Source organism: Actinotignum timonense (genome assembly GCF_900155575.1).
Lineage (GTDB): Bacteria > Actinomycetota > Actinomycetes > Actinomycetales > Actinomycetaceae > Actinotignum > Actinotignum timonense.
On record NZ_LT706966.1, the window covers coordinates 489,539 to 514,565 of the forward strand.

At 61.9% G+C, this 25,027-nt stretch carries 18 protein-coding genes; 9 read left to right on the plus strand and 9 right to left on the minus strand.

The annotated features are described in order from the left end of the window. The 9 genes from CZ322_RS02090 to CZ322_RS02130 form a co-directional block, all read left to right on the plus strand. Positions 1-1,202: YhgE/Pip family protein (locus tag CZ322_RS02090; RefSeq protein WP_159454973.1), on the plus strand; the 1,202-nt coding region annotated here is incomplete at its 5' end. Between the two features lie 187 nt (positions 1,203-1,389). Next, complete coding sequence (locus CZ322_RS02095) at positions 1,390-3,264, plus strand: ABC transporter ATP-binding protein (RefSeq protein ID WP_087070017.1); 1,875 nt, start codon at positions 1,390-1,392, stop codon at positions 3,262-3,264. Continuing rightward, positions 3,257-5,131 carry an ABC transporter ATP-binding protein gene (locus CZ322_RS02100; protein ID WP_234984420.1) on the plus strand — a complete coding sequence of 625 codons (1,875 nt, stop codon included), beginning with the start codon at positions 3,257-3,259 and terminating at the stop codon, positions 5,129-5,131. The genes CZ322_RS02095 and CZ322_RS02100 overlap by 8 nt, the downstream gene beginning before the upstream one ends. 225 nt (positions 5,132-5,356) lie before the next feature. Further along, complete coding sequence (locus CZ322_RS02105) at positions 5,357-6,625, plus strand: ATP-binding protein (protein WP_087070018.1); 1,269 nt, start codon at positions 5,357-5,359, stop codon at positions 6,623-6,625. A gap of 162 nt (positions 6,626-6,787) precedes the next feature. After that, entirely contained in the window at positions 6,788-7,942 is a 1,155-nt protein-coding gene (locus CZ322_RS02110; protein ID WP_143231811.1) for an ABC transporter substrate-binding protein, read from the plus strand. 52 nt (positions 7,943-7,994) lie between these two features. Beyond that, positions 7,995-9,083, plus strand: a complete 1,089-nt coding sequence (locus tag CZ322_RS02115; protein WP_234984421.1) for a FecCD family ABC transporter permease — start codon at positions 7,995-7,997, stop codon at positions 9,081-9,083. Further along, positions 9,076-9,876, plus strand: coding sequence for an ABC transporter ATP-binding protein (locus CZ322_RS02120; RefSeq protein WP_087070020.1), 801 nt, complete (start codon positions 9,076-9,078; stop codon positions 9,874-9,876). Before CZ322_RS02115 ends, CZ322_RS02120 begins: the two co-directional genes overlap by 8 nt. Next, a complete protein-coding gene (locus CZ322_RS02125) occupies positions 9,869-10,480 on the plus strand; it encodes a hypothetical protein (protein WP_087070021.1) in 612 nt (203 codons plus the stop codon). The genes CZ322_RS02120 and CZ322_RS02125 overlap by 8 nt, the downstream gene beginning before the upstream one ends. Positions 10,481-10,482: 2 nt before the next feature. Further along, entirely contained in the window at positions 10,483-11,142 is a 660-nt protein-coding gene (locus CZ322_RS02130; RefSeq protein WP_087070022.1) for a hypothetical protein, read from the plus strand. Positions 11,143-11,314: 172 nt separating this feature from the next. Here CZ322_RS02130 and CZ322_RS02135 read toward each other — a convergent pair whose 3' ends face one another. The 9 genes from CZ322_RS02135 to nrdF form a co-directional block, all read right to left on the minus strand. After that, on the minus strand, positions 11,315-11,611 hold the full coding sequence (locus CZ322_RS02135; protein WP_159454974.1) for a type II toxin-antitoxin system RelB/DinJ family antitoxin: 297 nt from the start codon (positions 11,609-11,611) through the stop codon (positions 11,315-11,317). A gap of 302 nt (positions 11,612-11,913) precedes the next feature. Further along, positions 11,914-12,309, minus strand: a complete 396-nt coding sequence (locus CZ322_RS02140; protein ID WP_087070024.1) for an SdpI family protein — start codon at positions 12,307-12,309, stop codon at positions 11,914-11,916. A gap of 194 nt (positions 12,310-12,503) precedes the next feature. Continuing rightward, positions 12,504-14,216, minus strand: coding sequence for an ABC transporter ATP-binding protein (locus tag CZ322_RS02145; protein WP_087070025.1), 1,713 nt, complete (start codon positions 14,214-14,216; stop codon positions 12,504-12,506). Continuing rightward, complete coding sequence (locus CZ322_RS02150) at positions 14,210-16,033, minus strand: ABC transporter ATP-binding protein (protein ID WP_087070026.1); 1,824 nt, start codon at positions 16,031-16,033, stop codon at positions 14,210-14,212. Before CZ322_RS02150 ends, CZ322_RS02145 begins: the two co-directional genes overlap by 7 nt. Before the next feature lie 12 nt (positions 16,034-16,045). Continuing rightward, positions 16,046-16,726: a TetR/AcrR family transcriptional regulator gene (locus CZ322_RS02155; protein ID WP_087070027.1), complete on the minus strand. Its 681-nt coding sequence runs from the start codon at positions 16,724-16,726 to the stop codon at positions 16,046-16,048. Between the two features lie 135 nt (positions 16,727-16,861). Next, positions 16,862-17,218, minus strand: coding sequence for a Fic family protein (locus CZ322_RS10360; protein ID WP_280522331.1), 357 nt, complete (start codon positions 17,216-17,218; stop codon positions 16,862-16,864). After that, complete coding sequence (locus CZ322_RS10060) at positions 17,167-17,682, minus strand: Fic family protein (protein WP_200807212.1); 516 nt, start codon at positions 17,680-17,682, stop codon at positions 17,167-17,169. Before CZ322_RS10060 ends, CZ322_RS10360 begins: the two co-directional genes overlap by 52 nt. A 211-nt stretch (positions 17,683-17,893) precedes the next feature. Then, positions 17,894-23,236, minus strand: a complete 5,343-nt coding sequence (locus CZ322_RS02165; RefSeq protein ID WP_143231812.1) for a Rib/alpha-like domain-containing protein — start codon at positions 23,234-23,236, stop codon at positions 17,894-17,896. Positions 23,237-23,974: 738 nt separating this feature from the next. Then, a complete protein-coding gene (gene nrdF, locus CZ322_RS02170) occupies positions 23,975-25,015 on the minus strand; it encodes a class 1b ribonucleoside-diphosphate reductase subunit beta (protein WP_268760135.1) in 1,041 nt (346 codons plus the stop codon). Between the last annotated feature and the right edge of the window lie 12 nt (positions 25,016-25,027).

A 25,027-nucleotide genomic window follows, 5' to 3' on the forward strand; every position in this document is an offset into this window, starting at 1 on the left:
CTGGCGCGGGTGCCGAAAACGGCGGGTTGAGCGCGCTCGCCAGCGGGGCGCAGGCCGCGAGCGCCGGGGCGGCACAGCTCAAGGACGGTGCCGCCCAGGTGGCCGCGGGTGCGCAGCGTGCCGCCGCGGGAGGCCAGCAAGCCCTGGCCGCCACCACGGAATTCGGCAGTCAGCTCGATATCCTCGCCTCTGGTAGCAGCCGCGCCGCAACCGGTGCCACCCAGCTCGCAGAAGGCACCGCGCTCCTCGCTACTGGAAGCGGCGAACTGGCCGCCCGCGCCCCCGAACTCGCCGCCGGGGCACGCGCCGCCCACACCGGTGCCACCCAGGTAAGCAGCGGCGCCACCGCCCTCGCGACCAACCAGGAGACCCTGCGCGACGGCCTGCACACCCTGCGCGCGGGCGCCGCAACCCTGGAAGTGAAGCTCTCCGAAGGTGCGGAGAAAATCCCGGTCTACACCCCGGGCGAATCGGAAACGATGCAGCGAGTGGGGGCCACCCCGGTGGAATTGAGCACCACCCGCGCCCATCCCGTCGGTGATTTCGGTGCGGCAGTGGCCTGCTACTTCATCGCGCTGGCGATGTGGGTGGGCGCTATCGGCCTCTATCTCATGAAGCCACCTCTCTCGCGCCGCCTGGCGGCGGCGCGCGTATCCGGGCTGCGGCTCGGGCTCGGTTCGGTTGCTAGCGGGGCGCTCATGGGAATCGTGCAGGCGGGCCTGCTGGTCGGGATACTCCACCTCTTCGGGAATGTGGATCTCATCAACCCGGGCGCCACCCTGGCCATCTGCGTCACCTCCTCGATTGTGTATATCGCGATCAATCAGGCACTCATTGCGCTTTTCGGCGCCCCGGGTCGTTTCATCGCGCTCCTCATGATCGTGATCCAGCTGGGCGCGGCCGGCGGCATCTACCCGGTGGAAACAGCGCCGGGCTTCTTCCAGGCTGTCCACCCGCTGCTGCCCGTCACCCACACGGTTAACGCCCTGCGCGCCGCGATTGCCGGTGGCCCGATTGACAGCGCGACCTACGCCGGCGCGCTCGGGATATGGTTCGCCGCTTCGGTGCTGGCCACCGTCCTTGCTGCCATCATCAAAATACGCCGCGATGGCCACGCCGGCGCGTCCCGGCCCCGCGAGGCGAAAGCCGGTAGCGGCGTCGTCGTACCAAAAAATGAGGAGGCGCCCGCCGCGGCGCGGTAAAGCGCAGGAGCACCGCGGCGCGGTAAAACGCTACGGCACAGTAAAGCGCGGGAGCGCACGCCGGGCCCGCACCCCCCCGTACCGTAATTTCTGAGTCCTATTTACCACGAAGTAAGGGAAGCCTAATATGGAGGTGCTCCGCAGATCGCCCGCGGGGCACCTCTCCTACTGTTCGCGGAGGAATGGGATGACGGCTCAACTCACCCACGCAGATGCCGGCACCGCCCCGAACGGCGGCGTCGCCACGCGTGTCGATACGTATAAAGAAAAACGCGCGCAAGGACAGCGCGCCCTCAAAGAACTCATGGCGCCGATTGCCCCGCGCCTGGCGCTCGGCCGCTTCGTGGCGGTGTGCTCCTCGCTCGTGGCCGTGGCGCCGTTTATTGCGCTGGTGCGCATCGGCGATATTCTGCTGCCGGCCTGGCGCGCGGGAACACCGATAGATACCGCGGCGCTCAGCTGGAATGTGAAACTACTTGCCGGGGCTTTTTGCACCCAGCTGCTCCTCTACTTCCTGGCGCTCACCATCACGCATTTCGCGGATCTCACATTGCGCGGCCTGCTCCAAGAGCGCATTATCGCGCAGATTTCGCGCGCGCCGCTCTCGTGGTTCTCCCGGGCGCGCTCCGGGCAGATCCGCAAAGCCATCCAGGCCGATACCACCACGCTGCACACCCTGGTGGCACACGCCCCGGTGGAAACCACGGCCGCGGTAGCCACCCCGCTCGCCCTCGTTATTTTCGCTTTTACCGTGAATTGGCGCCTGGGGCTCCTCACCATCATCCCGCTGCCCTTCTATTTCGCGGCGCAAATGTTCATGATGCGCGATATGGGCGAAAAAACCGCGGAGATGGACGACCGGCTCGGCTACCTCGCCGCGCGCGGGGTGGAATTCGTGGAAGGCATCCAGGTGGTCAAAAGCTTCGGGAAAGTCGGTCACGCGCATCGCGCTTTCGCGCGCGCCGCCGATGATTTCGGGAATTTCTACTGGGACTGGTGCGGGCCGCTGCTCAAAGGCTCCGCGCTGGCGATGTCCTTCATTTCCGCGCCGGTGGTACTGCTCGTCAATATGGGGCTCGGCTCGCTGATCCTGGCCGCCGGCGGCGCCACCCTCCCCGAGGTCATCGCCTGCTCCCTCATCGGCCTCATCGTGCCGCTCACCTTCGACACCCTCTCCACCAGCATGTGGTCCTACCAGCTGGCCGGGAATTCCGCGCTGCGGATTATCGAGGTGACGAGCGTGGAACAGTTGCCGCAGCTGGAAGCCCCCGCGGAAAATCCCGCAGCCCCCGCGGCCGCGGGCACCGGGGAAGCCGCGGGCGGCGTCGTACCCGCGCATGTGGTTTTCGAGAACGTGAGCTACTCCTATCCGCGCGCCGGGCGCACCATCCAGGCGCTCGACGGCGTGTCTCTCACGCTGCGCCGCGGCACCGTGACCGCGCTGCTCGGGCCCTCCGGTTCGGGCAAATCCACGCTGGCGACCATGCTCGCGCGCTTCCGCGATCCGGATAGCGGGCGGGTGCTCCTCGACGGGCGCGACCTGCGCACCCTCCCCGAAAAAGACCTCTACGCGCGGGTCGCTTTCGTGCTCCAAGACGCGCAAATGCTGCGCATGTCCGTGCGCGATAATATTCGCCTCGCGCGCCCCCATGCCGACGACGCCGCCATCGAGCAGGCGGCCCGCGCCGCCAATATTTGGGAAGATATCTGCGCCCTCCCCAAGGGGCTGGACACGGTGCTCGGGGAAGATACCACGATGTCCGGGGGTCAAAACCAGCGCCTGGCCATCGCGCGGGCGCTGTTGGCCGACGCCGATCTGCTTATTTTGGACGAGGCGACCGTGGCCACCGATCCCCAATGCGAAGCGGAAATCCAAAGCGCCCTCAACCGTTTGGTGGCCGGGCGCACCGTGCTCGTAATCGCGCACCACGCCGAATCGGTGCTCGGGGTGGATCAGGTCTGCATTTTGGAACAGGGGCGGATTTCCGCCCTGGGCACCCCGGACGAGGTAGCCACGCATCCCTTCTGGGTGCGGCTCATGGAAGGACGCGAACATGCCTAAGAACTCTGAGGCCACGAATACCTACGGCGGGCGCGCGGGCGGCGGGCACACGAACACCGCGAGCGCACCCACCACGTACGGCGGGCACACGCATACCGGGCGTTTCTCCGATCCGCTCCTCGTGCACGCCTACGGCTCGGTCCTCACCGAGAAAGGCCACGGCTACTACCGCCGCTCGATTATCCTGGTCATCCTTTCCGGGATGATCGAGGGCCTGGCGCTGCTCACCGTGGTGCCCCTGGCGCTGACCTGGTCCACCGGCACCCCGACCCTTGGGCTCGGCGTGGGCGGCTGGATGAGCGTGCTTGCCGGACTCGCGGTGACCGGCCTGCTCACCGCCTACGTTCAGGCGGTCATGGCCTACACCGCCGCCATGGACGTGATCCGCCACAGCCTCAGCCTGCTGGGCGACCAGCTTTCCCGCCTGCCGCTGGGATGGTTCCGCTCCGGCTGGGCCGGCACCCTCTCGCGCCTGGTCACCGACGGCCTCATGGCCATCGGCCAGGGCATCGCCCATTTCACTACCCCGATTATCCGCAACGCCACCGCAGCTCTGGTGCTGCTGGTGGGGATGTGGATCTGGCAGTGGCAGCTGGGGCTTGCCCTTACGGTTGCGTTCCCGCTGCTGTGCGCGCTGGCCGGCGCGGCCCGGGTTTTACGACGCCGCTCCGAGCTAGCCACCAGTGCTACCGAAAGCGATCTGGCTGACCGGATCGTGGAATACGCCCGGTGCCAGCCGATCCTGCGGGCCACCGGCCAGGCCGCCACGTTCGCGCCGCTCCACACCGCAGTGAACGCGAACCTCGCCGCCCAGCGCCGTTCGCTGTGGCTGGGCATCGGCGCGAATCTACTTTCCGGGGTGGGCGCGCAGCTGCTGGTGGTCAGCCTCATCGCGCTAGCGGTGCACCTGTGCACCGGCGGGCTGCTCAACCCGGCCGCTACCCTCGCCTTCCTCGGGGTGGCGCTGCGTTTCATGCGGAACCTGGAGGATTTCACCGCTTTCGTGATGGCGACCGAGGTGGCTCGCACCCCGCTCGACTCCATGCGCGAGGTGCTCGATGCACCTGTCCCGAGCGAGCCCGCCAGCGACGTCGCCCTTCCTACGCCCGGCGAAGTTGCCCTCCGCGACGTTCGTTTCGGGTATCGCGCGGATACCCCGGTGCTGAACGGCGTGAGTTTCACGGCCCGCCCGGGCACCCTCACCGCGATTGTGGGGCCATCGGGGGCCGGCAAATCGACCCTGTTCCGGCTCATGTGCCGGTTCTGGGACGTGGACGGCGGCAGCGTGAGCATCGGTGGCGTGGATGTGCGTGATCAAACGACGGCGCAGCTCATGGCGCAGTTGTCCATGGTGTTCCAGGATGTTTATCTGTACGACGACACCCTCGAAGCGAATATTCGGGTGGGGCGCGAGGGCGCCACGGATGCCGAAGTGCGGGCGGCCGCGGATATGGCCGGGGTGAGCGATATTGCCGCGCGGTTGCCGGGCGGTTGGGAGAGCCCGGTGGGCGAACGCGGCGGGATGCTATCGGGCGGGGAACGCCAGCGGGTATCCATCGCGCGGGCCCTGCTCAAGCACGCTCCTATCGTGCTTTTCGATGAGGCCACCTCGGCCCTCGACCCGGAAAATACCGCCGCTATCCGCGCCTGCATTCAGCAGCTGCGCCAGGAGGCAACGGTGCTGGTGATCGCCCACAAGCTGGAAACGGTGCAGGGTGCGGACCAGATCGTGGTACTCGACGCAGGCGGGACCGTGCGCGAAGTGGGTACGCACGCCGAGCTGCTGGCAAACGGCGGGCTGTACCGGAAGTTCTGGGAGGATCGACGGCGCGCGGCCGGCTGGCAGCTGGGAGCCGCGGCGGATTAGTACCGGCCTGGCGGAATGCCGCCGCCTCGGCGAAATAGCGCCGCTTCGGCGGCGGAGTGCCGCTCTTCGCGCGCATATCGCGGGCCCGCCGGTGCGTTTCAAAACGCCCGGCGGGCCCAATCCTATATTTTGCAACCTACCAGGGCTACATTTTGCAACGTAGCGAGCCTACAAAATGCAACGTAAGAACTCTACATTTTGCAACCCACCTTCTAGACTAGGGTTATGGACACGGAAGCAGTTGCAGGAATCCCCTATCTTCCCCGGGCTCTGGACCGCCTGGTCACGCGGGCTCTCGCCTCGTCAGGCGCGCTAGCCATTGAAGGTCCGCGCGGCTGCGGAAAGACGATGACTGCACTGCGTCACTGCGAATCCGCCATTTTCTTGGACACTCCGCAGGCGCAGCAACTCGCGCAGATAGCTCCGGATGCTCTTCTGGAAGGCGAACGCCCGCGACTCCTCGACGAGTGGCAGCTCAATCCAGACCTGTGGAATATGGTGCGCCGGGCGGTGGATTTCTCCCCGGGCTTCGGGGATTTCATTCTCACCGGCTCTTCTGTTCCGGCAGATGACATCACACGCCATACCGGGGCCGGGCGTTTCACCCGCATCCGCCAGCGCACGATGACCTGGCAGGAAAAGGGGCGCAGCTCGGGCGCGGTATCCCTCGACAAGCTCCTCGCCGGGGAGCCCGTTTCCACGAACCTCAGCACGCCCCCTCTCGATTCCGTGATTGAGGCCCTGCTACACCCAGGCTTCCCCGGAATGCTTGAGCTGGAAGGCGAGGCGGCGTCCTTCGCGCTCACCAGCTACCTCCAGGAGATTGCGCGTGCGGATATTCCTAGGATTATTACCTTGCGTCAAGACCCGCAGCTCATCTTGCATCTGCTTCGGGCCCTGGCTCGCTCGGTGGCAACCGAGGTCTCCATCGCCACTCTCAAAAAGGATCTGGACGCGGTTTTCCCCGCATCAAGTCGGCAAACGGTATCCACTCTTCTGGATACCCTCCAGCGGCTTTTCGTTGTTGAGGCGGTTCCAGCCTGGTCGGTTCGACTTCGTTCCAAAGCCCAGTTGCGGCTGTCACCCAAGTATCACCTGGCCGATCCGGCGCTCGCCTGCGCGGCACTTGCCGCGGATAGCTCGGCACTGCAGCGAGATCTAGAAACTCTCGGATTTATTTTCGAGTCCGCGGTTGTGCACGATCTCAGCGTTTTTGCCGAGACGCTGGGCGGGCACGTGCGGCATTATCGCGATTCCTACGGCCATGAAATCGATGCGGTGCTGGAATTCCCCGGAGGTGTGTGGGCGGGCATCAAAGTCAAACTCGGAGGCGGGCAGATCACCCAGGGCGCGCACGGTCTCAAAAAAGCAGTTGATCAGATCGCGCCGGAACGCGGCGAACCCGCTTTCCTTGCCGTCATTACCGGCACGGGAATAACCGGGCCCGCAGCCGAGGGCGTTATCACTTTCCCGCTCAGCGCACTGGGCCAGTAACGCTACGCATACTCATACCCACCCCCGGATTTTCAAGCATTTACAAGGATTTTCACGCCACATAACGGTTGACACCCCGCGCTCCAGTCCATAAAGTTAGGGCCACCTAACCGCTAGGTCGGGAGCCGGTTTCACGCCCCGGCCGCTAACGAAGGAGCATTGGTGAAACGCCGTGTCATGACCGTTGCCCTGAGCGCGCTCTGCGCCGGGTTACTGGCGAGCTGTTCTGCATCTTCCACCTCTACCGAATCACCTACCAGCTCGAGTAGCGCCAGCGCAGCTGCGTCGTCGGCCTCCCCTGCAACGGGCGATGCCGCAAGCGGCCCCATCACCGTGACCGATCAGCGCGGCCACCAGGTGGAAGTCACGCGCCCGGTGCAAAAAATTGCCTCCGCGGTGATCCCCGCGCCCACCATTATTGCCGCGGTGGACGGCTCCTGGGACCGCATTGTTGGTATTAATGAGTCGCTGCTAGTCGCCAATAAGCAGGGCATTATTTCGAAGATTTTCCCGGCGTCGGTGACCACCCCGGTGATCGCGGATCGCCAATTCACCCCGAATATGGAAACCATTCTGGCGCAGGATCCGGACGTATTTATTCAGTGGGGTGACCGCAGCGAGGATCTTATTACTCCGATTGAGTCGGCCGGCATTCCGGTGCTCGGGCTCAAGTACGGCACCCAGGAAAATCTGGAAACCTGGATCAAGCTTTTCGGGGAAATCCTCGGCAAGGAAGACCGCGCCGCGCAGCTTATCGACTATATGCACAGCGAACAGGAATCGATATCCAAGCAGGTTGCAGCCCTGGGCAAGCCCAAGCCGCGGGGGCTGCAGCTGAGCTACTCGGCGGAGAAAATGTCCGCGAATACGGAAAAGAGCTACGGGCAGCACGTATTTGACGTGGCCGGGATTCAGAATATGGCCACCTCGGATGTGGTGCAGGATGGCATTGTTTCCCCGGAGCAGATCCTGGCCTGGGATCCGGAAATTATTTTCCTTTCCGCTTTCGACAAGGCCGTTCCCGATGACCTTTACAATGATCCGCGCCTGGCCGAAGTAAGTGCGATTAAGAATAAGCGCGTCTACCGCGCCCCGCTGGGCGTGTACCGCTGGCAGGTTCCGTGCGCGGAATCGCCGCTGTACTGGAATTACGTGGCGGCCCTCGCCTACCCGGGCGAGTTTAAGGTCGATATGCCCGCGCTCATGCGCGAGAAGACGAAGTGGGTCTACAACTACGATCTCACCAACGAAGATATCGATCTGGTTCTGCGCACCGATATTAATGCCGGCAGCGCTAATTATGACGTTGTCCGCTAAATCCGCAGATGCAGCGGCCGCATCCGGTGCGCCCGGTGCAGTGCCGGGAACGATGAGTACGACGACGGCGGGGGCTACCGCCCCCGCACCCGCGGCCAGTGCGCCAACAACAGCCGTCAGTACCATCGCCCGGCGCCGCACCGCGGCTTTCGCGGTGCTGCTCATCACCACCATCGCGCTGCTCGGCGCGATGGTGGTGGCGATGGGCATGGGCCAGCTCTCCATTAGTGCTCCGGACGTGGTGCGCATCCTCTTCTCGAGTCCGGATGATGTAGATCGCTCCGCGCTGGTGGCCATTAACCAAATTCGGGCCCCGCGGGTCATTCTTGCCGTGGTGCTCGGTGGGTGCCTGGCGGTTTCCGGCGCGGTGCTCCAGTCCCTGTTCCGTAACCCGCTGGTCTCCCCCGATATTGTGGGGGTTTCTTCCGCGGCTGCCTTCGGCGGGGTGTTGGCGATCCTCGTGGGTACCTCGAGTTTTATTCTCATGGGATCCACTTTCATTTTCGGGCTCTCCGCGGTGGTCTGCGTCATGCTTATCGGGCGGATTCGCTCCCACTCGGCCACCCTCACGATTGTGCTGGCCGGCGTGGTCGTGTCCGCGTTCTTTAATGCGATGGTTTCCCTCATGACCTATGTGGCTGACCCGTACAGTAAACTTCCCTCGATTACTTTCTGGCTTATGGGCTCGCTAGCTGCGGCGTCGTGGGCAAAAGTCACCACTATTATTATTCCCGTTATTATTGGGCTGATCGTGGTGGTGGCGCTGCGCTGGCGTATTAATGTGCTCTCGCTGGGCGATGAGGATGCCCGGGCTCTCGGCATTAATCCGAATGCGATGCGCTGGGTGTGTATTTTCGCCGTCGCCCTTCTTACCGCGGCTTCGGTGGCCGCAGCTGGCATTATTGGCTGGGTGGGCCTGGTGATTCCACACCTGGTGCGCCTGCTGGTGGGGCACGATAATCGCGTGGTTATCCCGGAGTCTTTCCTCATGGGCGGGATGTATCTCCTTATTATTGACACGATTGCGCGCAATGCGACCTCGGTGGAAATTCCGGTGGGGATTTTGACCGCCACTATCGGCGCCCCGGTATTTATTGGGCTGCTTATTCGGCGTGCGCGGAAGGGACGGGCTCTTGCTTAAAGCAGATAATCTTGGGCATCACTATCGCGGCGGCCCGTGGCTGTTCCGCGGGGTGGAGCTGGAGGCCCGCCCCGGCGAAGTGCTGACCGTGCTCGGGCCGAATGCGCGCGGGAAAACTACCCTGCTGACCTGCTTGGCCGGGGTGCGCACCCCGGTGGAAGGCAGCGTCCATTCCGACGGGCCCATCGGCTACGTGCCGCAATCCCACGCGGCAAACCACCAGTTCACCGTGCATGACATGGTCCTCATGGGCCGGGCCCGCACCATGCGAGTTTTCGCCAGCCCTTCGGCCGTCGATAGCGAGGCCGCCTGGGAGGCGCTCGAACGGGTTGGCATCGCGCATTTAGGCGGGGCCACCTATGCTGAGCTTTCCGGCGGGCAACGCCAGCTCACGCTCATTGCCCGCGCCCTGGTCGCCACCCCGAGCACCCTCATTTTGGACGAACCGACATCCGCCCTGGACCTGCGCAATCAGCGCCGCGTCCTCACGATTATTCGCACGCTCGCAGCCGAGGGCCTGGCCATAATTATGACCACGCACGACCCGGCGCACGCCTTCCTCACCTCGCGCACCACCCTCGTCATGGATGCCGACGACCTCTCCATCGGGGAAACCGCGCGCCAACTCACCGAAGCGCGGCTGAGCACCCTTTATCGCACTCCGATTCGGGTCCGTGATGTTCCGGTTGATCGTGGCTCGCAGTGCGTCGTCGTACCGGATTTTAGTGCGAACGACGACGCCGCCTCTTCCGCTTCCACACCACCCTCGCAAAGAAAGGACCACGATGGGTAATATCCTCACGATTATGAATACGGTGCGCGATGCGAGCACGCCACCTGATCTTATTGATACCTACGAGCTGCCCGGCACCCAGCTGGCCGATTACCGCGGAATTGTGGTGTCGATGGGCGCCGATCAGCTTTTCCTGGAAACTCAGCGCGAGCGCCTGAGCGCGTGGGTGCGCGCGGGCGGGAAACTGCTGGCCAATGGCCTGCCGATGCGGCGCTGGGTGGATGGGCTGCCGAGCCACCGAAAAATGGAATTTCACGGGCTGGATGATGTGTGGCTGAGCGCGGTGGAGCCGCATCCGATCTGGGAGGGTGTGGAGCGGCGCGATATGCTGCTGCGCACCGGCGTGCCCGGCCAGCATTCCTTCGAGGAATTACGCGAGATCGGGGTGGCCGGCTTTTACGCGCGGTCTTTCCTGGCTGAGCTGCCCGAAGGCGCGCGGGTGATCACCGGAATCGGCCCGGGTAAGCTGCCGGTGGACGTCAGCTACCGGCTGGGCGAAGGCGAAGTGATCGTCCACAACGGTAATGATCTCAGCGGTTTCGCTTTCCCGGGGACCTCCGCCGCCGGGCTGCGCCGCGCCATCACCGAGTACCTGGAGAAGTAGCGATGAAGAAAATAGCATTTGTGCATACCGGTTCGTTTTTCCACCTCGCGACCGTGAAAGATCCGGCCGTGCGGGCGCGCCCGGTCACCCCCGTGTACTGGCCGGATTATTCGGGAGATTTTTCGGAGTTCGACGCCGTCTATCTGGCGGCGCGTAATCACCCGGGTGTGGTGGCCGCGAAATACGGCCAGGTGTTGGATTTCCTGGGGCAGGCCGGTAAAAAAGTATTTATCGATGGCATTAACCAGGTGGATAGTTGGCTGCCGGGCACGTCTGAGACTCCACGCGGCACGAATTTCTGGTCCTGGCGTACCGGTGAGGATCTGGGGCGGCGCTCGGTGAACACTGATCACCCGCTCTGGGAGTATCTTTCCGACGAGGCCGTCCACTGGCATTATCACGGGGTGCTCGCGCCTCCGGCGGGGGCGACGCCGCTGGTGGTGCTCACGCAGGTGGAGCAGACCGGGCCGGGCGTGGATCCCTGGGGCGGGCATTATTTGGCGCTTCCCGATCACCCGAATATGCTGCTCTACCACGATAATGTGACTTTCCCGGCCGAGCTGGTGGTTTCCACGATGGACGCGACCTACCATCACGGGGCCGGTTTCATGCCCGGCGCCACCCAGTTGCTCTACCGCATGCTGGAGTGGCTCGGGGATTAGCGCTGGCGCGTGGCGTGGGCCGGTGGCGCGGGCTTCGGCGTGGCCGGGGCGACCGGGGCGGCCGGTGCCCGCCGGCGTGCAGCGTTGGCTGTACGCGAGCGCGGCTCTTAGCAGAGAACGCAATCGGGTGGGCGTGCGAGATGTCGCGCGCCCACCCACTGCACCTAAAGCGCTACTGCGCAGCGCCGTTAATCCGACGAGATTCGAAGTACTCCCAAGGGAATTCGTCATCATCTAAGATGTCGTTGGGATCGTAATACTCTGATTCATTAGTAATCATGATTTTCTCCGTTGTGGCTTGAAACTTCAGCGCTCTCACGGGGAAGGGGAAGCCCCCAACCATCACTGCCTTATGAAGAAAAATGCGGATTGCTTCGGTCATGGACAACCCAAAACCTCGGAAAACAGATTCGGCCTCGAATTTCAATTCGGGATCAATCCGTATGGTGATCGTCGGTGTATATGCCACGGGAACCACCCTTTCTTTCTATACGCGTACTTGAGATGTGGTGAGTTTGTACAGCGCCCCGCGGGCACTGTTGCCATGAATCTTACGTGGCAACTACGACAACTTTCCAGGGCTGCGCGGGAGGCACTATGTGTTTTCCGAGATGTACTGCGCCTGTACGACAAACGCAGTACACCAGAGAAAACACATGCCCCCTCGGGAGAGGCTTGCAACTTCGGCTATTTTTCAATCATTGGTTCTGGGCTACTTTTCGACCGTCGCTCACATTATTTTCGACCGTCGCTCACAGTCGTGCCGCTCGACTATTTCGAAGCGGGTACAGGCGCGCCCGCTTCGTCCGCGCTCGCGGCGAGAATCTCCTTCGCAACCTTCTGAGCGCGGTGTGCACCGGCAAATACGCAGGCGAGCAGCACCACCATGCTGAGGATGATGATCGTGGCGATCACCCCGTCGGAGAGCGGGAGCAATACCGCGAAACCGCTGAAGACTAGGCATGCTGTGGCGGCGGCCGTCCACGGCCAAGCTGCGGCGTGCGCTTCCTGCCACGTTTCCTGGTTCGTCATGATGATGTCAGTGCGGTACCCGACGAGTTCGTTAAGCTTGAGGGTCTTTTTGCGCGAGGCGTAGGCAAACCAACCGCTAACCACCGCAGATCCCCATAAGATAACCACTATAACTACCGCGATCTGCCAGGTCATTGACTCCTCCCATCTGCCAGCTTCGTTGCTGGTGGCGCTCTTCTCAGTGAACGGTGTTTTCCCAGGGGCCAGTTTACTGAGTGGCAGCGTCGTCGTACCAGTACCCACATCAAATTCGTAAGCGATAGAACCTGTCGGAAATACCGACAGCTTGCTTCCCACTGGGCGCGCTGCGCTACCGAATATACGCAGGTTCAGCGTGCCATGAGCTGCGAAAAATCGATGACCTGGTCTGCCCACGCAATTGTGGAGGGACGGTGAGCAACCATAAGTACCGTGCGGCCTGCGGCGAGGCGCCGTATCGCTTCGCCGATGACTGCCTCGGTGATGCTGTCCAGCGCGGAGGTGATTTCGTCGAGAAGGAGGATCGGGCTGTCCTTGAGGAAAGCTCGGGCGATGGCAACGCGTTGTTTCTCCCCGCCGGAGAGCGCATTTCCGCCCGGACCTACTTGGGTGTCCAGTCCGGCGGGCAGCCGCTCGATAACCGGATCCAGCCCAGCCTGGCTTACCGCGGTGAGGATTTCTTCCTCCGTGGCATCCGGCTTGGCCAACGTCAGGTTTTCTCGGATGGACCCGCTGAAGAGGTAGACATCCTGGAACACCATCGCGATGTGGCGCATGGGCTGGCATTCGCGGATATCGCGCCCGCCGAGCGTGATGGTTCCGCTCTGTGGCTGCCAAAAGCCGGCTACCAGCGCCAGCGCGGTGGTTTTTCCTGCCCCGGAGGGGCCGACCAAAGCGGTCACTTTACCTGCCGGGGCTTTCAAGTTGAGATCACGCAGCACGGGGCAGCGCGGATCGTAGCCGAAGGTTACTCCGGAAAACTCGATGGTGCTATCCGCGAGCGCACCCAGATCCGTGTTCGTAGGCTCGGCGACAGTCGAGATATCGGGCTGTTCCTCGGCGGCCGCGATAATTTCGCGCACCCGTTCGAGGGCTTGCATGGAATCCGTGAGCGCGGTGGAGTATAAAACTGATTGCGAGAGCGGCAGATTAATACGGGTGAGAACGACGGCGATGGCCAGGAAGCTCAGGAAGTCCAGGCCGCCACCAACCACCAGAGCTCCGCCCCAGCCCAGGCATACGGCGAAAGCCAGCTCGACCAGCAGGAGGAACGCGGAGGCCGGACGGCTTTGGCTGCGCAGCGTCCGCAGGATTCCGGTGGACTCGGCCGCGAGAGCCTCATCCAGGGGCTGCCATTGGGTTTGCCCGCTGCCGCGCAGGACTTGCTGGAGTTTCGCGAATTCGATAATCCGCCCGGCTACTCGGCGTGAGAGCCGGGCTTCGCTAGCTTGAGCTTCGCGCACTGCTCGGTGCATCCATCCCCAGATGAACCACAATCCGATACTGGTCACCGCGAGGACCACCCCGAGGCGCCATTCAACCACCGTGACCACCACGGCCATAACGAAGGGAACCACCACCCCTGAGATCACCGCAGGGAAGACCAGGGAAGCCAGGTGGGAGAGGGTGTTAACGTCTTTCGAAGTGGCATTTATAACCGTTGTGCGGCGGGACGGTGTAAACCACCCGACCGGGAGGCGCACTACCGCCGCACCGATTTTCTTCATGAGCTCGTCGCAGATCGCGTACACGCTCACCCGATAAGACCAGCTCATCGTGACCACGTAGAGGAAAAATGTGATGGCTCCGCTGATGCATATCGCAATGAGCCAGGAGGATAGCTGCCCATCGGCCGGCGCGCCGCCGCCTGCTCCGATCCCGGAAGCGTCGAGAATTCCGGCACCGCCGCCAACGCCGCCTTCGGTGAGCAGGGCCCGGAGGAACCCGATGAGCATCGCTAAGGTGATGCCCTGGGCCACCGCGGCCGCGGTGTAGGCCCCTATCAAGATTTTTATTTGGCGCACGTGTAGTACGGTACGCATCGCCGTGAGCATTTTCAGCATGGGATTCCCTGCTCTTTCAGCATGTCGCGGTACAGGCCCGCGGTGGCCGCAAGTTCGTCGTGGCAGCCTGATTGTACGATCCGCCCGCCCGCAATCACCAGAATCTGGTCGGCTTGGGCGAGCCCGCTCAGCCGGTGAGCGATCACCAAGGTGGAGCTATGCCCACGCCGCGCCGCGATGACCTGGTGCAGCGCCTGCGCAGTATGGGTATCTTGGTGTGCGCTCGCTTCATCCAGGATGAGGAGCGGCGGATCTGCCAACAGCGTGCGGGCAATACTCAAGCGCTGCGCTTCACCACCGGAAAGCACAGCGGCCTCCCCCAGGATCGTGTCATACCCGTACGGGAGTGCGGCGATCCGTGCGGCGATATGCGCGCGGGCCGCAGCTGCCTGTATCTGTGCATCGGTAGCCTCCCGGTTGCCGAGCAGGAGGTTATCCCGCACACTCACCGCCGCTAAGGACACATCCTGAAATACTGTCCCGACCTGGCTGTAGAGCCCCGCACGGCTGTATTCGCGCAGGTCGTGCCCGCCGAGGGTAATGCAGCCACTTTCCGGATCCCAAAAACGTGCCGCGAGCGCGCCGATGGTCGTTTTCCCCGCTCCCGAGGGCCCGACCACGGCGGTCAGAGTTCCGGGTGGGAGGGTGAAACTAATATCGTGCAGGGCCGGGCGGCCCGGAGCATAACCGAAGGACACATTCTGGAAACGTAGTTCCGGGGCGGAAGCCGACGGGGCGGCCGAATCCGTAGCGCACGCAGCCGTAGTGGCCGAAGGCGTGGCGCGCGCAGCCGGGGCAGGAACCTGGTAATCCCCTACTTCCTGCGGTTTTTCCGCCAGCAGCGCTGCTGTATCTTCGCCGGCCCGCAGTGAGCCTTGCAGGTTCTGGGTGAGCGTCATGAGTTGCCCCAAGCCCGCGGGTAACCCGAGCCAAATAGTGAAGAACGCCAGGCTACTCGCGGGTGTGATCCAGCCGCTCCACACGAACCAGCAGATGATCGGGGCGCTCCACGCGAGGATCACGCCCGGCTGGCTCAATGCGGATACCACCGCGATTCCTTTACCGGCCCCGGCCAGCCAACGGAAGGAGGCGTCGGAATTTTCTTCCCGCGCCGTGGTGAAGCGCCCGCCGACTCCGGTGGCGGGGAGTTGGTAGTTTTTGATTTCTTTTATGCCATCGACGAGCTCCACGGTTGCGTCCGCGAGTTTCCGTTGGGCGACGTCGTAATCTTTAACGGCTTGATCCCCACCACGGAAAGCAATCCCCATGGCCAGGCCAACGGCAACAACAAATACTCCGCCCAGGAGCAGCGCCAGCCGCCAGTCGAGCACGCACAGGTAGATGCCGCCCACCAGCGGCGCCACGAGCGCGCTGGCGAGTTCGGCGCTGGCATGGGCAACCAGAGTGTGGATGGCGCTGGTGTCATCCACCACGATTTTCCGGATTTCACCCGGGCCCAGCCGCCGCACGCGCCCCAAAGGCAAAGCGCCTAAGTGTGTGATGATACGACGGCGCAGCCGATGCCGCAGCCCTGCTTCGCTGATATGGGTGATACCAACTGCCCAGTTGTAACAGATGTGGTGTACCAGTAAGCCCACCAGGGTGAGCCCCAACCACCACCAGATACGTGCCGTGCCGCGGCCGCCGAGCCAGTCATCAGCCAGGCCAACTAATGCGATATACGGAATGACCGAAGCGCCGGATCCGATCCCGGCAATAACGAAGGAGACCAGCATTGACGTGCGCACGGGTGCGACCAACTGCCACGTAGTCGCTTTCGGATCCTGCTTCGCGTTTTTCCCCTGATGGTGAGACATGGGATCTTCTTTCTACCCGAGCGCATGCGTGCCGGAAGGTACCGGGGCTTCCAGGACACTCCGCCATCCGGCTTCCCGGAAGTTTTGAAGTAAGCCTAGGTATTTTTTGGCGTTCTCACGGTTGAGGCCTTGCCTGAGGGCACCGAAGAAGCCGTACCAGCCGGTTTCGCACATGACCTGCGCGAACGCTGGCCATACCGTATCTTCCGGGCCGAGCTCGATATATAGGCGGGCTTCATATTCGGCTAGATCAGCTACGAAGCTCTGATAGGGAGTACCCGCGGATCCCCACAGAACTAACTGAAATACGGTGAGGTGGTCATAGACGTAATCGATCATCCAATCCGTAATACTGCTACCGAGCTCCTCACCGGCGCTGCTACCACCCTGCCGCGATTCTTCCACGCGAGCCTTTTCGGCAAGCGGATTTTCCGTGAGCGACTTTTCCGTGAGGGCAAGACCACGCATAATACCTTCGCGGTGCCGCTGGCGGAATTCCTGGCAACAGGGTTCCACAAGAGCCGCAAACAAAGCTTGTTTATTATCAAAATGGGTATAGAGGGCGCCGGTGGTGACATTGGCTTCTTTGGCAATCACACGCAAGCTGGCAGCTTCATAGCCGTGCTCGGAAAAATTCCGCAAAGCCGCAGCAAGGATTCGTTCCTGCGTTGAGCTATTTCCACGTGCCGCCATCGCAACCCCACCTCACATAACACTGTTATGCGATAAGGATAGCCCGGCAGAGGCAGGGCAGCAAGGGGCTATTTCGGAGTATCGGAATCGGCGTTGCCGTGACTGGTAACTTGAACCATTATCTTGGTCGGTAACTTAGACGCTATCTTGGTCGGTATCTTGGTCGGTCAACCGACCAAGTACATCGACTTTGGCTAAAGCATCACGGATTACCTCCAGCATGAGCTCAACGAAGCTTGAGCTTTCCCCTTCTTTACCCGATACCGCGAAAGCTCGGCAATAGTCCTGCTGACGTGACCGGATGAGTTCCTCCACGGGAAGCCACAAGAAGATCTCCTTCCAGCGGCCAAGGAGCAGGGAATGCCAGAGCCGGCCCGTACGTCCGTTGCCGTCGGCGAAGGGGTGAATGAACTCGAATTCGTAATAGAAAACCGCGCTTTTTATAAGCGGGTGCAACGTGGATTCCTGATACCACGCGAGCAAATGGGACATGTGTTGCGGAACCAGATCCGCCGGTGGGGCCGCGTGCACAACCACATTCCCCGCAAAGACCCCACACCGCCAGACCGGAAACGCCCACTCTCGGGAACCAGCCCGCTCATCATGGTTCCGTGCGCGCGCAGCACATTCCGCACTGACATCGGATCAAGTTCGGGAAGCAGGTCATATGCGCGGCCGGCGTTGTACACCTCGAGAACCTGAGCGGTCACGTCCGCGGTATATTCACCGCCAAGAATGGCCCGGACAGAATCCAGCGGCAAGGTATTCCCCTCAATGGCGAGGGTGGCGTGAATTGCGCGAATACGGTTCTCGCGCCGCCCAAGCTCTCCCAAAGAATCCAGCCAGAATTTCCCGTCTTCCCCCGGGCGTTCCAGTTTTTCAACAAGGTTGCAGACCTGGCCGACCAGTGCGTCGCAGGCAGGTGTTATGCGCAGTGGTGGTTCGTAACCGCTCATCTCCCGATGCTATCCAAGCAGCATTCCCGCCACCGATCCACACGCCGAGAAACCGCATAGCAGGACTACGCCCCGCGCAAGCAAAGGGGCCGCCCCTGATATTTCAGGAGCGGCCCCTTGCGTTAGCCGTGCGGCTGCTTCCGTAACCCATTGGAAACTTCCGCAGCCACGCGGCTGCTTGGGTAGCTTTAGCTACCTCAGCAACATTGTGTTACTTCTTGCGCCGGCGAATCGCCACGCTACCCGCACCGGCAGCCAGCAGAGCGAAGACTGCCAGCGATGCCACATCGGCACCGGTCGCGGTCAGGCCCTTGGCCTTCTTGACCTTCTTGGTCTTCGGTGCGGCCTTGCCCGGGTCGTTCGGGTTCAACGGGTCGGTGCCGTTCTTAATTTCGTCACCGTCGTTGATACCGTCACCATCGGTATCGGCCTTATTCGGGTTGGTTGCCTTGCCACCGTTCTTAGCACCGGTCACTTCGTCACCATCAGTGAGACCATCACCATCGGTGTCCGGGTTGAGCGGGTCAGTGTTACCGGGCTTGCCGTCCTTATTGAACTTATCGTCCTTGAACGGGTTCTTGGTGCCATTAACCTCATCCCCATCCGTGAGCCCGTCACCATCGGTGTCCGGGTTCTTCGGGTCAGTACCGATCACCTTTTCTTCACCATCCGTCAGACCGTCACCATCGGTATCACCCTTATTCGGATCGGTACCATTATTGATTTCGTCGCCATCATTGACGCCGTCACCATCAGTATCGGCCTTATTCGGGTTAGTCGGAGTGCCACCATTCTTAGCGCCCGTCACCTCGTCACCATCATTCACGCCGTCACCATCGGTATCCGGGTTGAGCGGATCAGTGTTACCAGGCTTACCGTCCTTATTGAACTTGTCATCCTGGAACGGGTTCTTGGTGCCATTGACCTCGTCACCGTCCGTGAGCCCGTCACCATCGGTATCCGGGTTCAATGGGTCAGTCCCGATCTTCTTTTCCTCACCATCAGTGAGTCCGTCACCATCGGTATCCGGGTTCTTCGGGTCGGTCTTGGTGGCCTTGGAGTCATCAACCTTCGGGGTGCCATCCTCATTACGAGCAGGCTTACCGTTCTCGTCGATATCCGTGCCAACTTCCTCACCATCGGTCAGGCCATCACCATCAGTATCAGGATTCTTCGGATCGGTGCCCAGGTCCTTTTCACGACCATCAGTCACACCATCACCGTCAGTATCCGGATTCTTCGGATCAGTCCCGTCCTTCTTTTCGTCCCCGTCCGTCACGCCGTCACCATCGGTGTCAGCATTGTTCGGGTCCGTGCCGTCCTTGATTTCGTCAGCGTCGGTCACGCCATCGCCATCGGTATCGGCCTTGTTCGGGTTGGTCGGCTTGCCACCGTTGTTCTTGCCGGTAACTTCGTCGCCGTCATTCACCCCGTCACCATCGGTATCCGGGTTGAGCGGGTTGGTGTTACCAGGCTTGCCGTCCTTATTGAACTTATCGTCCTTGAACGGGTTCTTGGTGCCATTGACTTCGTCGCCGTCGTTGATACCGTCACCATCAGTATCCGGATTCTTCGGATCAGTCCCGATCTTTTCCTCTTCGGAATCGGTCAGGCCATCGCCGTCGGTATCCGGATCCTTGACGGTCACCTTGGAGGTATCGAGGACCTTGTCACCATCCTTGATGGTCACAGTGATCTCGGACTTGTCCTTAGCACCCGCGGGTACCTTGACCACAACATTGCCATCGGTGCCGATGGTGCAGGTTGCACCGCCGGTCGCTTCGCAGGTCGCGGTCGTCGGGATCGGGCCGTTCGCCGGGTCCTTCGTGAGCGTCACGTCCGCACCGGGCTTACCTTCGCCGTCGTTCCACGCCGGGCAACCATTGTTGGAAGCCGGGCCGGCGATGGTGGGGCACTGATCCTGAGCATCGGGCACGCCGTCGTTATCGCCATCCGGGTTCGGAACCGGAGCGGGGGCCGTGACGGTCACCTTGGACTTGTCGAGGACCTTGTCACCATCCTTGATGGTCACCGCAATCTCGGTACCGGGAGTTGCACCCGCCGGAATCTTGACGACGACGTTGCCATCCCCGCCAATAGTGCACGTGGCACCACCGGTTGCTTCACACGTGGCCGAGGACGGGATCGGGCCATTGGCCGGGTCCTTCGTGAGCGTCACATCGGTGCCGGGCTTGCCTTCGCCGTCGTTCCACGCCGGGCAACCATTATTGGAAGCCGGCCCGGCGATGGTCGGGCACTGATCGGCATCCCCGGAGACCCCGTCCTTATCGGGATCAGGGTCAGCAATGGTCACGGTCGCTGTATCCAGGTCCTTGCCGTTGGGGTCCTTGACCTTAACAACGATCTGGTCCTTATCCTTCGCATTCGCGTTCGGAGTGACCGTGATCGAGCCATCCTGGTTGAGCTTGGCGGTACCCGGACCAGTCACCTCAACGGTGGAACCGTCCGGAACCGGGCCACCCGCGTTAGGCAGCTGCGCCGGCTCGCTCGGCTTGGTGGTCGTGTCATTCCAGGCCGGGTTATTCGGAGCAAGCACGGTCACCTTGGAGGTGTCCAGGTCCTTGCCGTCGTTCTTGACGGTCACCGGGATCTCGGTACCGGGGGTCGCGCCGTCCGGAACCTTCACGGTGATATTGCCGTCGGTGCCGATGGTGCAGGTAGCACCGTTACCCGCCACGCACGTGGCAGACGCCGGGATCTCGCCGTTAGCGGGATCCTTCGCCAGGGTCACGTCCGCACCGGGCTTACCCTCGCCGTCGCTCCAGGCCGGGCACCCGTTATTGGTGGCCGGGCCGGCGATGGTGGGGCACTTGTCTGCGTCGTCGTTCACGCCATCATTATCGGTATCCGGGTTCGGAACCGGATCCGGGGCCGTAACCGTCACCTTGGGTGTGTGGAGGGTCTTGCCCTCGTTCTTAATGGTCACCGGAATTTCGGTGCCGGGGGCGGTGCCTTCCGGAACCTTGACGACGACGTTGCCATCGGTGCCGATGGTGCACGTGGCACCATTGCCGGCCTCGCAGGTCGCGGTGCTCGGGATCGGGCCGTTCTTCGGGTCCTTCGTGAGCGTCACGTCAGTGCCGGGCTTGCCCTCGCCGTTGTTCCACGCCGGGCAACCATTATTGGAAGCCGGGCCGGCGATGGTGGGGCACTTGTCTGCGTCGTCGTTCACGCCGTCATTATCGGTATCCACCGGAGCCGGAACGGTCACGGTTACCGGAACCTTGACGGTATCGGTGCTGCCATCCGGGTAGGTGACAACAACGGGAACCTCGTAGGGGCCAGCGGCGGTGCCCGCGGCCGGAGTCACCGTAATGGCGCCGGTTTCGGGGTTAACCGTGGCGGTAATCGGGGAGTTCTCGCCGAGCTTGAAGGTGGTCTTCTTACCCTTCTCCGTCGGAGCGGGGTCGGTTTCGACCTTCTTGGTAGCGAGCTTATCGAAGGTGGGGGCCGGAACCTCAATGGTCTGCCCCGCTTCTACCGTATTGTCCTGCTTGTAATTCGGATCGTAGGTATCGGTGAGCTGCGCGAGCACCTTGACCGGAACCCAGGTCTTGAGCTTGAGCTTGTTCTTGGCGTTGAGCGGATCGGTCACGGTAGCAACCACCGGGATGCGGTAGTCACAGGGAGCCACGTCCGCGCCGGGCTTGACGGTCACCACGCCGGTGGCCGGATCAACAGTAGCCCAGGCCTTCGCACCTTCGCCCAGCTCGTAGGTAGCATCGGCGGGCAGCTGGTACTTGTTATTACCGGCCTGCGTGAAGCCCTTGGCTTCGCGGGTCGCGTAAGGAGCCTTGCTCTTCTCAGTTTGGGTCTTCTTCACCTGGACGGCGTCGTACTTGACGGGAATCGCGCGCACGATGAAGGAATCGGAAGAAACAGCGTTTTCAGCGGCATACAGAGTTGCCGTGTAGATTTCGCCGTCCTTCGCGTTATCCGGAACCTTGAAGTATGCCTTGCTGGCATCGCTCAGCTTCTTCAGGCCGCCGTTGGTCTGCACAACCTTGCCCTTGGAATCGGTCCACTCGATGCGGTTGGGCAGCGGGGAGAGATCCTTACCGGTCAGCTTGACTTCAGCGGTCTGCCCGGGGAGGGCGTAGTTTTCCTGCGCGTCGAAGTTCGTGATATCCAGTTCCACCTGCACGCTGAGCACCAGCGCCAGATTGACGTTGTACCAGTTATTGGTAATCAGATTGACAGCCGCGGAGGTTTGCGGAGTCCACGAAGCATTCGAGTTGAACATGTTGAAGGTCTGGCGCATGAAGGAGGAGTAGTTCGGGACTACTCGCCCGTTCGGGTCCAGGACGTACATGTAAATACGGTCCACGTCCGCGCCGGCATTCTTCGGCAGGCGGATGGTGTACATGCCCTTTTCGTTCGTGGTGGCCGTGTAGGTACCCTCGATGTAATCGGGGTGCTCGGTGAGCATGTCACGGACCTTGACCTCGCGGTCATTCACGGACGGGGTGGCATTACGCAGTTCCTGGAGCGCAGCCTTGCCCGCGGGGGTCAGCTGCGAAAGCACCACGGTGTAGCCGGAGGCCACCACATCACCCGAGGTATTGAAGTTCGGGCCGGTGGCGGAGTTGGCAAGATCGCCAGCACCGGATTCGAACCACACCTTGCCGGAAACGGAGTCCCGGGTAGAAAGAGTCACGGCCGGGTCGGTCAGGGGACCCTTGTCATCATTGACCCATTCGTTCTTGGGGCGGGTGAGGTAATCATTCGGATCGGTGTACATGAACACCGCGGTCCGCTGCATATTGGTGCCGATAAGCGGGAACTGGCCCAGGTTATTGGCCGTCACGCTATTGACGAAGGCACCCGGGAAGAAGCCGCCGGCCTGGCGCACCATGGTGACGGGATTGCCGGCCGGGTTGGTGAAATCATTAATCCACAGGCGGTAGTACTGGCCAGCAACAGCCTTGTAGAGGTGCTGCTTGCCGGTGTTATCCACCCAGGGCACGCGCAGATCAAAAGCGTAGGCGCCGGGGCCGATCTGGCTTCCGTCGCTCTCGTCAATCGTCTTGACGGTGGTGGAGTAAATCGGGGAGGCCGCGCCGTCGGTATCACGCCACTGGAGGTACACCTTGGTTCCGTCCGGAACCGGGGTTGCACCATTGGAGGTGGTTGCCGGCGTGCCAACGCCGCCGAAGAACGCACGCCCCGAGAGCGTGTTCTTGGCGTTACTGGCATCGGTGGTGCTCTTAATCCAGCCGGTCTTGAAAGCATCGGCTTCGATAATGGCATCTTGCTTGAAAGGAATATCCGGTCGGTTAGCGCCAGCTTGGTTCGCGCCTGCTTCGACAGCGGTGTCACCGACATACGTCGGACACTGCGCCGTGGGAGCAGTCGGCGCCGCACCGGAATTACCTTGGGGTGCAGCGTAGGCGATTCCCGAAGCAAACGTCGTCATGAGCGCCGCGGCGGTGAGACCGGCCCACACTTTCGTGCGACGACGATGCCCACCCTTGCGGGACACAGACGCGGAGACTCCGGGCGCCGACTGAGTCGACTCCGTGTGTTGGGACATTATTTCTCCATTAGTAGGTTTATGGATCGTTAGGGTGAAGCATGAGGAGAGCGTCAATTGTGGGAGGGTAGCGCTGGAGTGCACCCCCCCCCCGCAATTCAACCGACCCCGTCAGCTAAATCGCCTAAACAATTCATGAGCCTAGCACAAAGAGCCGTATTCAATTATTCAGTACCAAAGGTTATATAAACCGCGTAGCAACACGGCTCCCCTCGCGGAGATAACTAACTTTTTATCAGGCCGTTTCAGAATTATTTACTAAGTATTAACCCGCGGCGCCGCGCGGTTTTGAGACGGGCGCTTCGTTGCGCTCGGGCCTGCCTGGCCGCTTTTTCGACGGCGCGGCCGCGCGTCCACCTCGCCATTATGCCGCCCGCACCGGCGTGAATAATAATACTTTTCCGTGACAGTGCGGGCCTTCGCTCACCACCCACACCGCCCGGGCGGTACTAAAGTCCCGTGCCGGCGCGGCGAAAGGGCGGGCATGCGCGCGGTACATTCCCCGATTCACACCGCGCCCCGCCACGTGAATACTTATGTGCCGCCACGGTCCCTACCTGGGGCATCGCTCCGGTAAATGTACCCAATCTCTCGTTTTCTCGGGGCGGCCACCCGCACGCATCACCCGCGCAGTCAGCCGCCCCGATCATCGCACCACAGGTCAGGACCTTTGGGCTACTCGCCTGTGGATTATTTACCTTGGGCTACTCACCTTCTGATACTCAGCTTCGGGCTACTTTAGAAATCCCAATCGTCGTCGGTGGTATCTTCCGATTCCCCAATAATGTAGGAGGAGCCCGAACCGGAGAAGAAATCATGGTTTTCATCGGCTGCCGGGGAAAGCGCGGTAAGGATCTCCGGGCTCACCCGCGTTTCTTCACCGCTGAAGCGTGCCTGGTAGCCAAGGTTCATGAGCGCCTTATTGGCGTTATAGCGGACGAAAATTGCGACGTCGTCCATCAAACCCACGGGCTCGTAAAGTTCACCGGAGTACTCGAGTTCCATCTGGTAGAGCTTTTCGAGCAACCCGTAGGTGAATTCTTCCATTTCCGCGCGCCGCGCCTCGCCGCATTCTTCCAGGCCGCGCTGGTACTTGTACCCGGAGTAGTACCCGTGCACCGCCTTATCGCGCAGGATGAGGCGAATAAGATCCGCGGTATTCATGAGCTTGCCGCGGCAGGACAGGTAGAGGGGCAGGAAGAACCCGGCGTAGAGCAGCAGCGAGGAGAGCAGGGTGGAGGAGACCTTGCGCTTGAGGGGGTCATCGCCCACGTAGTGTTCCAGCACCGCCTTGGCTCGCTGCTGGAGTAGCGGATTATCCACCGCCCAGGTGTAGGCTTCCTCGATCTGGGCGCTCGAGGCCAGGGTGGAGAAAATCGAGGAATACGAGCGCGCGTGCACCGCCTGCATGAAGGCGATATTGGCGTAGACGGCCTGCTCGTGTTCGGTGTGCGCGTCCTGGATCTGGCTAATTTCACCGATGCTGGCCTGCACGGTATCCAGCAGGGTCAGGCCGGTGAAGACCCGCATCACGAGGGTCTGCTCCACCTCGCTCATGCGCTGCCAGGAAGGCAGGTCATTGGAGAGCGGCACCTTTTCCGGCAACCAGAAATTCGCGGTGAGCCGGCGCCACACCTCCAAATCCTTCTCCTCCGGGACGTAATTCCAGTTGATCGGCCGGAAGGGCCCCTCGGGATGCTGGATGTACTGCGGCGGCATAAAGGAACGCAGGGTGTAATGCCGTCCATCAGGTGCGCTCATGACTTCTCCAATTTTCATCAAAACACTAGA